The organism is Algoriphagus sp. PAP.12 (genome assembly GCF_026652115.1).
Classification (GTDB): domain Bacteria; phylum Bacteroidota; class Bacteroidia; order Cytophagales; family Cyclobacteriaceae; genus Algoriphagus.
In genome coordinates this window covers 18,884-33,520 of the sequence record NZ_JAPPSQ010000027.1, presented here as the reverse complement: position 1 = coordinate 33,520, position 14,637 = coordinate 18,884, and the positions used below count along the sequence as shown (strand labels likewise).

At 37.0% G+C, this 14,637-nt stretch carries 14 protein-coding genes; 5 read left to right on the top strand and 9 right to left on the bottom strand.

Annotated elements, in window-relative coordinates:
* Positions 1-100 precede the first annotated feature (100 nt).
* The 6 genes from O0V13_RS20125 to O0V13_RS20100 all read right to left on the bottom strand — a co-directional run bounded on the left by O0V13_RS20125 (position 101) and on the right by O0V13_RS20100 (position 4,297).
* Positions 101-1,018, bottom strand: coding sequence for a tetratricopeptide repeat protein (locus O0V13_RS20125; RefSeq protein ID WP_268036814.1), 918 nt, complete (start codon positions 1,016-1,018; stop codon positions 101-103).
* Positions 1,019-1,065: 47 nt separating this feature from the next.
* Complete coding sequence (locus tag O0V13_RS20120; protein WP_268036813.1) at positions 1,066-1,590, bottom strand: hypothetical protein; 525 nt, start codon at positions 1,588-1,590, stop codon at positions 1,066-1,068.
* An 88-nt stretch (positions 1,591-1,678) separates the two neighbouring features.
* Entirely contained in the window at positions 1,679-2,065 is a 387-nt protein-coding gene (locus O0V13_RS20115; protein ID WP_268036812.1) for a hypothetical protein, read from the bottom strand.
* Between the two features lie 2 nt (positions 2,066-2,067).
* On the bottom strand, positions 2,068-2,355 hold the full coding sequence (locus O0V13_RS20110; protein WP_268036810.1) for a hypothetical protein: 288 nt from the start codon (positions 2,353-2,355) through the stop codon (positions 2,068-2,070).
* Positions 2,356-2,507: 152 nt separating this feature from the next.
* Positions 2,508-3,092, bottom strand: coding sequence for a hypothetical protein (locus O0V13_RS20105; RefSeq protein WP_268036809.1), 585 nt, complete (start codon positions 3,090-3,092; stop codon positions 2,508-2,510).
* A 38-nt stretch (positions 3,093-3,130) separates the two neighbouring features.
* Entirely contained in the window at positions 3,131-4,297 is a 1,167-nt protein-coding gene (locus tag O0V13_RS20100; protein ID WP_268036807.1) for a tyrosine-type recombinase/integrase, read from the bottom strand.
* Between the two features lie 435 nt (positions 4,298-4,732).
* On the opposite strand from O0V13_RS20100, the gene O0V13_RS20095 reads away from it, so the two are divergent.
* The 5 genes from O0V13_RS20095 (at position 4,733) to O0V13_RS20075 (ending at position 10,827) form a co-directional block, all read left to right on the top strand.
* Positions 4,733-6,925 (top strand): tetratricopeptide repeat-containing sensor histidine kinase, encoded by a 2,193-nt coding sequence (locus O0V13_RS20095; RefSeq protein WP_268036806.1) that lies wholly within the window; start codon positions 4,733-4,735, stop codon positions 6,923-6,925.
* 273 nt (positions 6,926-7,198) lie between these two features.
* Positions 7,199-7,345: a hypothetical protein gene (locus O0V13_RS20090; RefSeq protein WP_268036805.1), complete on the top strand. Its 147-nt coding sequence runs from the start codon at positions 7,199-7,201 to the stop codon at positions 7,343-7,345.
* A gap of 37 nt (positions 7,346-7,382) precedes the next feature.
* Positions 7,383-8,342 (top strand): hypothetical protein, encoded by a 960-nt coding sequence (locus tag O0V13_RS20085; protein WP_268036804.1) that lies wholly within the window; start codon positions 7,383-7,385, stop codon positions 8,340-8,342.
* Between the two features lies 1 nt (position 8,343).
* A complete protein-coding gene (locus O0V13_RS20080) occupies positions 8,344-9,120 on the top strand; it encodes a hypothetical protein (protein ID WP_268036803.1) in 777 nt (258 codons plus the stop codon).
* Positions 9,121-9,351: 231 nt separating this feature from the next.
* Positions 9,352-10,827 carry a hypothetical protein gene (locus O0V13_RS20075; protein ID WP_268036802.1) on the top strand — a complete coding sequence of 492 codons (1,476 nt, stop codon included), beginning with the start codon at positions 9,352-9,354 and terminating at the stop codon, positions 10,825-10,827.
* Between the two features lie 115 nt (positions 10,828-10,942).
* Here the strand turns inward: O0V13_RS20075 and O0V13_RS20070 are convergent, their stop codons facing one another.
* The 3 genes from O0V13_RS20070 to O0V13_RS20060 all read right to left on the bottom strand — a co-directional run bounded on the left by O0V13_RS20070 (position 10,943) and on the right by O0V13_RS20060 (position 14,633).
* Positions 10,943-13,597, bottom strand: coding sequence for a hypothetical protein (locus tag O0V13_RS20070; RefSeq protein WP_268036801.1), 2,655 nt, complete (start codon positions 13,595-13,597; stop codon positions 10,943-10,945).
* Positions 13,594-14,421, bottom strand: a complete 828-nt coding sequence (locus tag O0V13_RS20065; protein WP_268036800.1) for a GLPGLI family protein — start codon at positions 14,419-14,421, stop codon at positions 13,594-13,596. The genes O0V13_RS20070 and O0V13_RS20065 overlap by 4 nt, the downstream gene beginning before the upstream one ends.
* 74 nt (positions 14,422-14,495) lie before the next feature.
* Positions 14,496-14,633: a hypothetical protein gene (locus tag O0V13_RS20060; RefSeq protein ID WP_268036799.1), complete on the bottom strand. Its 138-nt coding sequence runs from the start codon at positions 14,631-14,633 to the stop codon at positions 14,496-14,498.
* Positions 14,634-14,637 lie beyond the last annotated feature (4 nt).

Genomic DNA, 14,637 nt, shown 5'->3' with positions numbered 1-14,637 from the left:
TTTAGAAATAGAATAACTAATACATCGGTTTCATCGTTCGTGCTCCGCACACGACGAAAACCTATTATTATTTCTGGGGGGGGCAGAGGTAGTTATTATGTCATAAAGACTCTAGAGAGTTAGCCAGATCAATATACTTTTTAGCATTTATTGAATCCCCTTGATCAGTGTAGAGTCTACCTAAGTTTTTGAGAGTTTGAAATGCCTTGCTATTGATTCTGTCTGTTTGAATAGCTCTAATTGATAAACTTTTTAAGTAGTAATACTCAGCAGAATCAATTTCATTTTGGACGTGAAAGTAGGATCCGAGATGACTATACAGTGTCGCCATTGTAGGATGAGTCGGATCAAAATTTTTTAGAAATATTTCTCGTGATTTTGTTAGATACTCGTACGACCTATCAAACTTCCTTTGATGAAAGTATAAAAAAAAGAGATCTCTGTATATTTGGCCAAATTCGATTTCATTTGTTGAATAGTGGGCTTCTGTTAATACTAATGCTTCCATGAAGTAGTCCTCAGCCTTATCTAAATCATTCTTTGCAATAGCAATATATCCTAAAATTGTTTTAGGTGTAATAATTCTTTCGTCCTTATCAAGATGTAGGCCTTCGAGCAAATCAATTGATTTGGATAAATGTATAGAAGCATTTTCATATTCTTGACCATTCAAATATAGAAGTCCTAAATTTTGATTAGCACGAGCAAGTAACAGAGAGTCTTTGTTCACAGTCCAGATTTCAATTGCCTTTTGATAGTGTGGAATAGCTGAAGTGAGTTGACCAAGTTCTCTCAACATCTCTGCCATATTATTGTGTGCTTGAGCTGTTCTTGTATCAAAAGGCTCAAAATATTTCTGGGCTAACTCCAAAGAGGCTTCTCCAATAATTCTTGCACTATCATAGTTTCCTAATTCATCAAATTTGAAATATGAAGTCGTTAGCTTATCAAATTCATCAGAATGTTCTATAGTGCATGAAGAAATAAGCACTAGAATATAAAGGATGTAACTTTTCATAATTATTATCCCAACGGTTAGTATATGGCAAGTAGGGCAGTAGAAAGCTACTTTCCTGTCAGCCGAGACCATAGTTTATTAAAAGTATTATCGCTTCCTTTAGCACTGTTTGCCCGCTTGCTTATAGGTGTTGTTGTGCTTTCGTGCTTTTTTATTTTTCTAATTCTCATGTGTTCTTCTGGTCCAAATCTGTCGAACACATAATGGACTATTTGAACCGACTCAAAATTCCAAGCATAATTTTTAAATCCTTCGTTTCCATTTGCTTCTGAAGTAGGTTTTCCAAATTCCTTTTCGAAATGAGATTGAAAATCGTTAAATGATTTCTCTTGGTCGCTGTAATCTGTTCGGAAAAATTCCAATTCGTTTAAATGTCCATTTTTCCTGGGTTCAAAGTGAAATCCGAGCAAACAACTTAGTCCATTCAAGGATTTACATGAAATGGTGTAATAGCCTGTCGTAACATGTTTAAAGCCGCGTCCATTCAATTTCTGAGTCAAAGTCTGTTCGTCAATATCCCAAGGAATGAAAATGTCGGGTTCGTCAATTTTATATCCTTCTTGAATGTTCATTTTGTCTTTTTCTGCATGAAGCACAACGGGCGGGCTATACGCAGTGTCCCGAAGGGCATTGCGTATAGGTGTTGTTGTGCTTTCGTTTTTATTCTTTAAACATCTGATCGTATGCTTTCACATGGTGAGGAAATTCTTCTTCATAAAATGGATAAGCAATTCCTTCTATTGAAATTTCAAATCCTTCACTATCCATTCCGCTAAACTGATTTCCCATTCCTTTAATTTCAAGCCCTAGTTCATTCTTAATTACTAAAGAGTCGATTGTACTAGTTGAAATGAATTTGTTTTCGGGATAATCATCTGCAAGTTCAATGTTATTGTCATTACAATAGGATTTGATGATATCATAATTCAATTCATCTTTTTCAAATTTCAACTCTCCAAATACAACTCCCATAGGAGCATCAGCTTTTTCAAGTCGAGTAGTTCCTATTTTATTTGAGTCGAGATGTATTGAATATTCCTTGTCCATTTTTAATCTCTGATTTGGCTTACAAACTCAATTCCACCAATTCGACCATCTTTCAAAACATCTAGAACTATTGTCCCTTCGGTTTCATGCTCCAAGACAATACTTTCGTCCAATTGCCATTCCGAACCAGGTTGATTGGGTCTTTCTGATGATACGAAACGAATGTAAGATTGTCTTATCCACTTTCTCATTTCCGACTTTTCCAATTCTTCAATTAGGTCAGTTCTGTCAGGCTCTTGCTCCTTAATCAATTCTATGATTTGTTCTATATGAAACTCTGGTTTTCGCATTTATTAAATGAAGCACAACGGTTTGCATATAGCTTGTGGCGGTTTCGAAGCACTTTCCTGTCCACCGAATCCAAAGCTGGCTACGGAGCGAAAACCTTGCTGGTAGCCGATCACCCGCCATAAGCTATATGCTTTGTTGTGCATAGTATTTTTTAATTTTTCCATTCGACATATTGGGTAGGTCTCTCAGAATCGTCCCAATGAATCTTCAAAGTGTCCTTACTTACCGAAACAACCTTTCCTTTTTTGATAAAGTCATTATAGAATATTGTCAGGCTGTCTTGATTCAATAAATACGGCATTGCTCCATCTCCGTCATAGTCCACCACATAAAATTCAGTTGGTTTGAACCAAAAGTCTGCATGAGGTCCGTCAGGGTCTAAAGTCCAAATTCTGAATAGTTCTGTGGTATCAACAGTCGGGTTGGTGATTATTGTTTTATCAGGTCTGTCAATATTTTTACTTTCTAAATCTGTGTTGTACTCCGAAATTGTATAAGTCTTTCTGTTTTGCTCGTCAGCAAGTTGATTATATCCATTCAAGCTGTCAGTCTTTTGTGAATCTGAAAATTCTTCTTCGGAGTCGAATTCACACTCTTTAGTTTCATAATTCCATCTTCCGCCTTTATCCAAGCAACTGTCTACTTTGAAGAATTGGTCAATCTTCGGATAAGCCCAAATTCCTGTCAGAATTAGGAGAAGTCCAATGGTTAATATGATTACTCTGTTTCGGTTCATTTATATTATGCACAACACCTCGCTAAACCTAAGTTACTCTACTCTATTGCGTTTATATCGCTTTTGTCCACAAGGGTATTTGGTGTTGCTGTTACCAAATTAAGAATTTCGGTCATCCCATCTAGCGGACTCTTTATATTTTTGTTAGAGATTGAGAGAACATGGGTATAGATTTCTGTAGTTTTACTGCTTTGATGACCCAAAAGGGTTTGAACATACCGGAGATTGGTTCCTTTTTGAAGTAAATGAGTAGCAAAACTATGTCTCAACGTGTGAACAGTGGCCCAGGGATTCGAGTTGCTTTTTTCAACAGCCCTTCTAAATACCGCCTGAATACTCGTGGCGGAATATTGTCCTCCTTCTTGTCCTTCAAATAGCCAGTAGGATGGTTTATATGCGCGGTAATATTTTCTTAAAAGTATTAGCAAAACAGGAGACAAAACTGATTTTCGATCTTTTTTCCCTTTGGCTCCTTTTATGAAAATATAGCCTTCATCTGAATGGATATCCCGGATTCGTAACTTAATGGCTTCACTGATTCGTAACCCTGCACTATAAATCAACATCAAAACTGTTCTATGCTTGATATTTTCTATGCTTCCAAAAATACCTCTGATTTCTTCTTCGCTGAGAATATTGGGCAAGTTCATACTTTTTTTCGGCCTTTGTATTTCATAGATCGTCCGTTCTTTTCCCAAAACATGTTCGTAATAAGCCTTAATGGCATTGATAAGTGTATTCTGTGCACTCTCAGAAATTTTATATTTAGATATCTGATGATAAACAAATGATTCGATATCTTCTTTGCTCAGTTCTTTAAGATCTCTTCTTTCAAAAAATAAAAGAAAAGGTCGTAAGGAGGAACAATAGCTTTTCACAGTGGATTGACTGAACGCTTTTAAGATTAACTTCTGCTCCAAAGCAATCAATACCGCTTCTGAGGCATCACTTAGGGGTTTGGTTGGGAGCTTTGGTTGTTTTTTAGATTCCTGAATGATCGCCTGGGGGCCGAACATTTCCAAAAGAAGTCCCCAATTTGTTTCTGTGTTGACAAGACTCCAAAGTTTTTGTTGTGGATGATAAAAGCTGGAGTTTAGTTTTTTGAATTTCTCACGTTCATCTTTTAGTGAATACGGAATATATACTTTAATCCTACCAGCTTTTGGCAAAGGTTTATAAATAACGATAGATTGACTCGCTTCCATCTCTTTTTGGAAACCATTATACCAAAACACTTTTGAACTAGCCGGTAATTAAACGTTTGTAGTCGTTTGTTACCGTTTGTTGTCGGATAATAGATTTTCACTGATTAAAAATTCACCCGATAAAATTTCAATTAAGAGCTATTTACAAAAAGAATACTTATACCCCCTATTTTTTAAATCAGGTTGGAATTTTTTAAACCTCACATTCCCTTTACGAATATTGATTCAGATCGAACGGATTGATATTAGGATAAAGGACAATAGCTATAAATCCGAATCTATCGTACCTAAAAGAGAATAAATCAATTATTTTGGTCTGGATTAGAAATTTATTCAAATCAGAATCAATCAAAAATGAGCCTAAAAACTCTTAGTACTAATGCCTTTTTCATCCTCTGTTTTTGAATTGCCTCAAATCTGATTTGTCATCAAACCATGCGTTTTACTTTTAGGTTTTTACTCCTTTTTTTGTTTTCTCACCTGATTTGGACGGGTGGACTTGCACAAACCCCGGCCATTGATAGCCTGAAAAATGAACTGGAGCTTCATCAGCAGAGAGATACCACTCAAGCCTTGAATTTCTATCGTTTGGCATTTGAATATTTTCGATGGGACCAGAATTTGGCTCTCACTTATTTGCAAAAGGCAGAGGAATTGAGTGATAGCCTCAACTTTAAAGCAGGAAAAGCTAGAGTTTTTTACCTCAGAGGAATCTTGGAGAGCATCCAATCCAACTTCCCTGAAAGTCTCAAGTACTTTGAGCAATCCTTAGATCTCTATGAGTCTATTCAAGATCAAAATGGAATTGCGAGTATTCAAACTGCATTTGGAATCACTCACTCCTCATTATCTGAATATGATCAAGCTTTATTCTATTATAGAAAAGCTGCTGATATCTACCAGAAAACTGGAAATGAAAGAGAATTGATCACAACTTTAATCAATTCTGCTAATGTATACTCTGAAACAGGAAGGTATGAAGAAGCAATTTCCAATTTTGAAGAGGCGCTTTTTCGAAGTGAAGCAACTCATGATGAAGAGGGAGTGGCATCAGTACGGTCTAATATGGGCGTGATCTATCAGGCCCAAGGAAATTACCCGATGGCATTAGAAAGCTTCAATAAAAGTCTGGACTACAAAAGAAAAACCAATGACAGCCTGAGCATGACTGTCATGCTCTATAATATTGGTGACACCTACCATTTATTAAAGAAAACGGATAAGGCTCTGGAATCCTTCCGAGAAGCACTCAATTTGGCACAGAAAAATGACTATAGCAGTATCCTTACTGCCATAAACAGCAACCTGGGAAAGGTATATGCGCAAAAAAAGGAATATGAAAAAGCGCTGATCTTTTACAAGATTTCAATGGAGTCCAGTCAGGAGCTAGGCAATATCAAGCAAACTGCCATTAGTTTGGTTTATATCGGAGAAGTCTATTTAGCACTCCAAAGACCCGCCATCGCCAGAGAGAATTTCTCCCAGGCTATTCAAATTGCTAAAGAAACCGGACTTCCAAGTATCCAGGCAAATGGTCTGTTGGGTCTGGCAGAAACCTATCTAGATGAGAAAAACTATGGCAAAGCCCTCCCCTATACAGAACAAGCCAATCTGATCGGTAAAGACCTTGAGCTGCTGGAAGTTCAAAAAAATGCGGCCCATCAGCTTTCTGAAATTTTTAAAAACACGGAACAGTATCAAAAAGCCCTTTCTCATTATCAAACCTATAAATCTTTGAATGACAGCTTATTTAACAAAGAGAATATTGAAAGAATAACCCAACTGGAGTACGAATACAAATACAAACAAGCCTTGGATTCTGCCAATATCAGAGAATTGAAATTGACAAGAACCGTTTTTGACACTTCCCAGGATCTGGCAAAAACAAGGCAAAATTACCTCTGGGCCATCATTGGCATCCTTTTGATTTCCATCGCAATGGGAACTATGATTTTTATAGAAAAGCTGAAAAACGAAAAATCCAAAACCAAAAATGCCATTGTGGAGCAAAAGCTACTTCGCTCTCAGATGACCCCTCATTTTATATTTAATTCTCTCTCAGTTCTCCAGGGGATGATCCTCAATAAAGAGGAATTGAAATCGGTGAGCTACCTGTCAAAATTCTCCAAACTGCTGCGAATCATTTTGGAAAATTCCAGAGATAAACTGGTATTGCTCTCCAAAGAAATTACCGCAATGGAGAATTATCTTTCACTCCATAATCTGGAAGACAATCAATTTGATTATTCCATCGATGTAGCCCCATCTATTGATACCAAGTCCCTATTGATTCCCCCCATGCTTATTCAGCCATTTGTTGAAAATGCTATAGAACACGCATTTTTAGGGCAATGCGGGGAAAACAAAATCGAAATTTCTCTTCGTCTGGACCAGCAACAACTGATCTGTACCATCTCTGACAATGGGATAGGTATAGCTACCCAAGCCGGAAGCCGTTCCAGTACAAAAAAATCTCTTGCTACCACGATCACTTCCGAACGGTTAAAAATCTTATCCAAGGATCTTAAAATGAAAGGAGAAATTCGAATCGCCGATAGATCGAAATTCAATGAAAAAGGAACCCTGGTGACTTTGACAATCCCTTATAAGCACAACCAAGAATCATGAATGCTTAACCCATTGGAGACAAAGCCATCATCTGCAGTGGAATTTCTGATTTCAACCGGGTTTAAAATCTAACCTTGCTCCCCCCCGCCAGTCCCTGATTTTCAAGAAAACGAAAACAAGTCAATTTTTTACAAAAATAAAGCTAAGTGATACGGATATAAACTGGCTATTTCACCCTAAAAAAAATTAACCCAGATTGATCTTATAATCTCCGGTTTCCATGGAATTATACCAATCCTTGAGACCTTTTTCAAATTCAAAAGATCAATACCTATGGATGATTCCCATTTAAGATTTGAGCTAGGAGGACTTTTTCATATAGCTAGAGGCCTAGCAATAGTGCTTTCCATTTTCAACAATAACATCGGGCTATCGGCCTGGATAGACCAATCCGGAAGTGAAATCTCATTCAAAGCCTAAATTTTTAAAACACTCAGAATTGTAGAATGGATAGGTTATGAATTTCTCCCTTCAATTATTGCTAGTCGCTGCTTTATTCACCGTGCTGATCATCCTGGTTATGGCTTTTTCGAATCAGAAGATCCTGGTGAGGACTTTTCTAATACTCTCGCTGCTATTTTTAGCTGGATCTGCTTTTTTGCTTTTCACTGAATATACTGCATTTCAAAAAAGAGAAGTTAGAAACGGGGCCATTGAAATCATGGATTGGCAGGATTTGCCCGAATATGAAATCATAAAAAACGAGCTTACTGCTTTTAGGCATTTTCAGGAATTTAGGAATGCCCTAAATGGATATGAGATGTTCCTTCTAGATGTCGCACTGCAGAGAAATGATCCTAAATCTTATCCAATCACGTTGAGAGATGAATTCATCGCTCAATTGCAAAACCAGGAATATGAGCCTGCTTATTGGAAAAAGATCTTTGCTATAGCATTTGATTTTGAACCTAAGGTAGAAGAATTTGAAAGAGCCAATTATTCGGCTGTCTTTTCGATTCCATTTGGTTTTCAAGACCAAGAGGAAGAGGAAGATTTTGAAGACTTAACTAATCCTGAAAACTACTCGAATTTCGAGCGGGAATCCCAACTGATTTATATCGCTCTTAAGGCCCAATCCTTTGACCGAACCCCTGAAGGTGTTTCCAATTTCTGGGATCAGAACAAAGTCTATTTCTACACTTTTTTCTCCAATGCCCGGTATGAGAAATTATGCAAAGAACTCATTGATGACCTTATCCTAGTTTATGAAGAGATTGTCCATACTCCCCTTCACAAGAAATTCTACACTAAGTATGATGTAAGCGATGAGGAATTTATGGACTTTCCATCTAAAAAGTTCACCAGAAAATTTGAGTATTCATGGCCTTTCAGTTTTTGGGACAGGCGATTTAGAGAACAAAATGAGAAGGAAACCATCCGAATCCTGAAGGAAATCCAAAACCATTACAAGGACTAATATGAAGAAGGCTGCCGTTATCTCATTATTAATAGGACTTTCTTTCCAAGGGATTGCCTATTACTATTCTCTCAAATCCTTACAGCTCATCGAGCAGAATCAGGAGTATGATGACTCCAAAGATATTCTCAATAAAAATCAGAAGACCGCCATTGAAGATGAAATTTATGAAATCCAACAGAATGATTTGATCAGCTATCAATTTCTGGAACTGAGCGAGTCAGATGACAAAAATGTAAAAAGGATGGTCGAGCAGTTCAACAGCCATCAGGACCTGGATCCACTCTATTCAAATGCAGTGGTTGGTTTAATTGAAAAGGACTTTGGGGAATTGGGTTTCATCAAGGCCTTCATAGGTTCATCCATCGATTATGTCAACTTTTCATGGGACTATTCATTCTTGAATCGCTTATTCAAAGAAGACGCCTCCCTCTCAGAGAAACTGACACGGGCATTCTTAAATAAATTTCGGAACCCGGATCAATTACACCGGGCTTTTGAAGAATTCAAAGCAGAGATATTTCAAAGAATACCTAAAAGCCTTTATGAAAAAGCCTTTGAGGAATTGCTATCCGATTTGCTTGAAGCTCATCAGATAATCGAATCACAACCTGACAGAGAAGCTTATTTTGAGGAGCTCTACCAGAAAGCCAACTCACAAAATCTTCATAGGCACTATTGGGCCTATACATTTTGGAAACGACGGGAAATAGAAAAAAACGATAAGCAAGTCTATGCTATCCTAAATGAAATCATCATTTATTATGACGGCCACTAAATAAATAAAGAGAAAATCAGGAGAATTTTAAGATACCCCTCCTGGTTTATTGCTTTTATTCTCAAGAGCATAAGCCATAGGAACCTAATAATTGGATCGACACTTGGCTCTCCTCATCTTCACCAATTTTTCAGAAACATCATTTATTTCCCCACTCGTATTCGGATTGGTTCCTTCGAAGCAGGCAGCATACATTTTTTTACTAAAAACACTCCACAAAATTCACAGACCATGGATCAAAAAATAAATCGAAATCTACCAGTCCTGCTGACATTGTTGGCTTTTACCTGGACTTATCTACCAAGTTTCTCTCAAGCTAATTACCTTGAGGAATCTTGGAAAAAACAATCCGAGCCCTTGGAAATCAGGATTTTGAACTTCGAATTTCAGGAAAGTTCCAACCAACTACTCCACAGCTTTTCCCCTTGGCAACAAACCAATTTCTCCACCTCAGGAGAAATTTGGAGCAAGGCCCATGACTTTAGCAAAATCGATACATTACTATCAAATCAAAGGATCTATCTGTCAAAGACAGTCTTAAGTCAACAGGATTTACTTCAACAAAACTATGGAAAGGAGCAGTTGGAACCCCTTACCAAAAGTCAGTTCCATGACCAGGTTTTTCTAAGCGCAAGATACTTACCCCATAGGACTCTAAGCTACTTCAAAGAGCACCATCCCCCAATTGAAAGGCTTGAAGAAAAATACGCTGTCTACAGCCTTCAGATCAACAAAACGACTGTAAAGCTCTTCATAGACAAAGAAACATTTCTGCTTTCCAAAATCCAGACCTTGAGCCATGATGAACTGTTTGGTGACGTGGAAACTGCATACACCTATTCAGCTTATTTACAGATAGAAGATTTCTATCTGGCCCAACACATAGAAATAAAAAAAATCAATGGAAAGCTCCTGGACCAGGTTGATATCAGCCAGGCTAAATTCACTGATTCAAGACCACAATTACTAAAAAGGCCTGCTGACTACCAATTGGCTGAGGAAGATCCCATCTCTGCTTCTGTTTCTACTTCTTCATTTAATGAGCATATTCATTTGGTAGAGTTGGGCCATACCGATGACCGTGCCTTGGTGGTAGAGTTTTCAGATTTTCTCTTGGTTGCTGAAGCCCCATTGACCAGTGAAAACGGGGAATTGATTATTGCAGAGGCCAAAAAGATAGCACCAGACAAACCTATCAAATACTTTGTATTTGGTCATTACCACCCTCACTATCTGGGAGGAGTTAGACCCTTTGTACAGGAAGGGGCCAGAATCCTAGTCTCCGAACATAATCAGGAATACCTCTCTTATATCGTCCATGCAAAAAGAACTGTCCAACCCGACAGGCTATCTCTTCATACCAGACCCCTTCAAATGGAATTGATCCAGGACAGCTTGAGAATTTCAGATGGGGAATACTCCATGGAAATTTACCTGATCGGGGAAAAATCAAAGCACACGATCGATTACTTGGTTTACTATTTCCCCAAGGAAAAACTTCTCTTTGAAGATGATTTGGTTTGGATACCCTTCAACGGAGAGTCAAAAAATGTAAGTGCTAGACAAACCGGGCTTTACCAAGCTATTCAGGATTTGGGAATAGAGGTTCAAACAATTATCCAGTCCTGGCCAGTGTCGGATTATGGCGTGAAAACGATTATTCCTTTTGAAGAATTGGAATATAGCATAAAACACATCAAGCAATGAATCACCCACTACTCATTACAAATATTGATTCAAGTCTTACAGAATAATTAGGAAGCCGATTCTAATTTAATCACCAAAATTCCCTACATGAAATAACTCCCCCCCTTGAAGGAACTCAAAAAGAATAATCAATTCTGAGTAAAAACTGTCTGGGACGTAATGGAATTAACCTTTCTGCATAACCAAATCCATTGGTAAAGTAGCTGGTGTATTCGTTTGAATTAAAAATATTATTTACTACCAGACTAAAATCAAGTCTTGAATTGGGAAGTTTATACCGATAAGTAAAATCCACAAATTTACTGAGCTGTTTGGACTGTCCTTCTCCTGAATGATTCACTATATAATGAAGTTCGGTCTTCAATAAATGGTTTGTATTTGGGAAGAAATCCAAATCAATCCCGGTTTCAACTTGTTTGATCTTTGAAAGTTCCTGACTACTCCTTTCAATAGCAATGAGTTGATATCCAGTGTTGATGTCAATTCCAAAATAGGACTTCGGCTTCACAGAAATATTCAAACCTGAGGAATAAGATTGGGTAGAGTATCCTACTAGCTCCCCATTATTTATTTGAGAAAAATTCTGTTGTTGAGCTGAGCCAGAAAGAGTCATTGTGGTATACAATTGCGAAAAGTATTTACTTGCTTTCCCCCCCCCTGCTTTGCGTACTACCCGATTATCCCTATCAGTTAAGGAAACTAAGGATAAACCCGAATCAATGACATGGTATTGATCCAGTACATTCTTTTGAATAATTGAATAAGCAACACTTAACTCAAAGAAGAGTCCACTAATAGGGTTTTTATAATCAAGCCCATAATTAAAACGATAGGAAATATCCTCAGGGATCTGGCTATTACCTATTTCAATATTTCTAAAACTTTTTAATATCCTAGAAGGAAAATAACTCTCTGCCAATTCAAAATTATTGGTTTTCCTGAACGAAAATGAATTAGAAATTTTCCCATCAAACTGATATTTGACAAACAAGTAAGGTTGAAAATAAACCTTGGATTGTTCCAGATTTTGATCGGTCACCTGATCATTCCTGGAAAAACTTGAAGCATAAAAAGGAAAGTCAAATTTCACTTGGAAATCCTCTGCCTGAAAGTTTATGGAATTATAAAAGTAGGATGTAATTTCTCTTGAATTTACAGCATTCCGATTCGAGATCAAGAATTCATCTTCAGGAATTGAATCCATTAACAAATCGGTTCCCAAGTCCTCCAATTCAACCTTTATTCCCAAATTGGATTGAATCCCAACTCGTTTAAAGGGTTTCAGGTTAATGCCTAAAGAATTATCAGTTAAAAATTTATTGAATTCAATATTTTGAGCAGCATTCCCTAGGAACTGTGGAATATCTTTATGTGTCTCTTCCTGTATATCAACATTTAATGTTTGTTCGGTTTTTTGGTAAGTGACAAATGACTTAAAATCACCCAATTTATTTTTTATAGGAGTTAGTAATTTTAATTTATTGCCTACTTTAAATTTGGGCAAAGAAGAAAATTCATTTACCGGTTCTTGGTTAAAATAAATTGTTCCATTGAAATCTTTCTTCTCTAAGTCAATTGAAAGGGTATTATCAACGTACTTTTTTGAAATGTTTTTATTCCAATTTAGCTCTCCACTTAATTTACTCTTTGAAATACCCGCCATTGAAGATTCATAAAACCTAACTGTGTCCGAATTTGGCAGGTAATAGGTGGTAGAATTTCTTAATTCTTGTCTAAAGTCCTCTTTGCTAAAACCAACATTTAACCTAAACTCCGTGGCTTGATTGTTTTTGGTCAAGATATTGACTGAACCCAAGAAGCTTTCATTAAACAAGACTCGCTTTTTCGGAAGCCCAACAACCTCTAAACTAGGGAAATAGACCCAATCTTTTAAGGGACTATTAAGATTCAATTCTTGCAAATCACTTAAAGTCAAATTTTTAAGATTCTCCCCAAGGTCTTCTCCTATGTTGTTTGCCTGAAAGCTTAATAATGTTTGAAATTGGTTGCTAAATAACATAGGAGAAAAATTTACTTGGCCTAAAAATGGACGAGCGCCCGCCGCCAAACTACCAACTCCAATCCAGGCATTCTTCCTTTTCAATTTTACATTTAAAGCAGCTCTATCTGAAAAAACCAAAGAATCCAAAACCCTGATAGGCTGATGATTCTCTAATAATTCAACAGATTCTACCGCATCAATAGGGAGATTTTTGTTGGCCAGGTTATAGCTACCTTGTAATAAATCTAACCCATCAATATAAAACTTTATCAAGGGTCTGCCTTGGTATTGAATCATACCATTGTCCAAGACTTCTATTCCTGGAAGGCGTGCCAAAACATCGCTTAAAACTCGGTCGTTAGAAGTAGAAAATCCAGAAATATCATAATTCAATGTATCCTTACTAAAGGAAATTGGATTTTTGATCCCATCAACGACCACTTCATTCAGATTCAATGAAGCGGCTTCAACTTCAATGGAAATGATTTGTTGACTAACTGGAAGAAGCATAGTCTTCTTTTGGATGGTCATGGAACTTACCCAAAGAAGCATGCTATCTAATTCACTCGTGACTTCAATTTCAAAATGACCGATCTCATCTGAAAAGCCAAATGCAATGGTTATCGAATCCAACGGGTTTTTTACTAAGATATTTGCACCCATTACTGGAGAACCATCAGAAGCATTTCTAATATTCCCTTTTATTACGGTTTGAGAAAAACTTGATATTGCTAAAAAAAATGTTGCTAATAATAAGCTTAATCTCATTTGAAATACACCAACTCTAATGGATTATTCATTTTATCATATCTCTGCTGAACATCTAGAATGGCATCATCAGATACCGCACTTGTTGGTTTACCAAGAAGGGCCTTTCTTACATCCTTGTACATGGCACTTTTGGTCCTAAAAAACTGCTCTTTTGATAGATCTATCGATTTTGATAATGTTCTTCCCTTCATATCCACCTGTTTATTTTGAATCCCAATCAGTTCAAATCTGTAGTCACCATGAACATCTTCAATTTTTAGAATAAGACCTGGAAGTCCATTAAATACATAGGGACCATCACTAATGGGGATCTCTTCAGAAAACCAGGCTATAAATTCACGGCCTGCATAAGTAATTGTCGCCTTTTGACAAGAAAACCCTAAAACCTGCTCTTTTTGGGTTCCAATTTTCCATCCAGCAATCACTAAAGGTTGCTCATATCTAAAATTATCAAAAAACAAGGTGTTGTAAACGGTGATTTCTTTGTCAATCAGTGATTTATGAACTATAAAATTAAAAGAAGGTTTTCTCATAGAAATAGCTTGTTGCAATACCGCTTGCATGTTTAAATCTGCTGGATTGGAGCTTTGATTGGAGGCAGCAGTCTTGAAGGAATCTAATTGATACCTATAATAACTTTCAAAAACACTATAATCCTTGCCAGTCCAAAGCACCATTAAATCCTCCCCTCTACTTTCCCTTTCGGTAGAATCACTGATATAGCTAGCAGAATAAAAAAAAGCTCTTTCACTCATTTGTCCATTCACATTGAAAATTGAAGCCAACAAAAGTGTCGTGACACTCAATAAAAATCGAATCATATTAAAAGTATTGATTATGAATTTATCTTTTTAATAGGGGGCTAGAAAACACCCCCTAAAATCAAACCATTCAATTAGGGTTGTTCACAAAGGAAGCTTTCCCAACTAACTGCATCAGCTATTAGATCTTCAGTTGTACAACCTGACGCCACTGCAGGTCTACCGCATGTAGTAGTAAAAGAAACATACTGCATGTCTTCAGGAGCGCACATACTT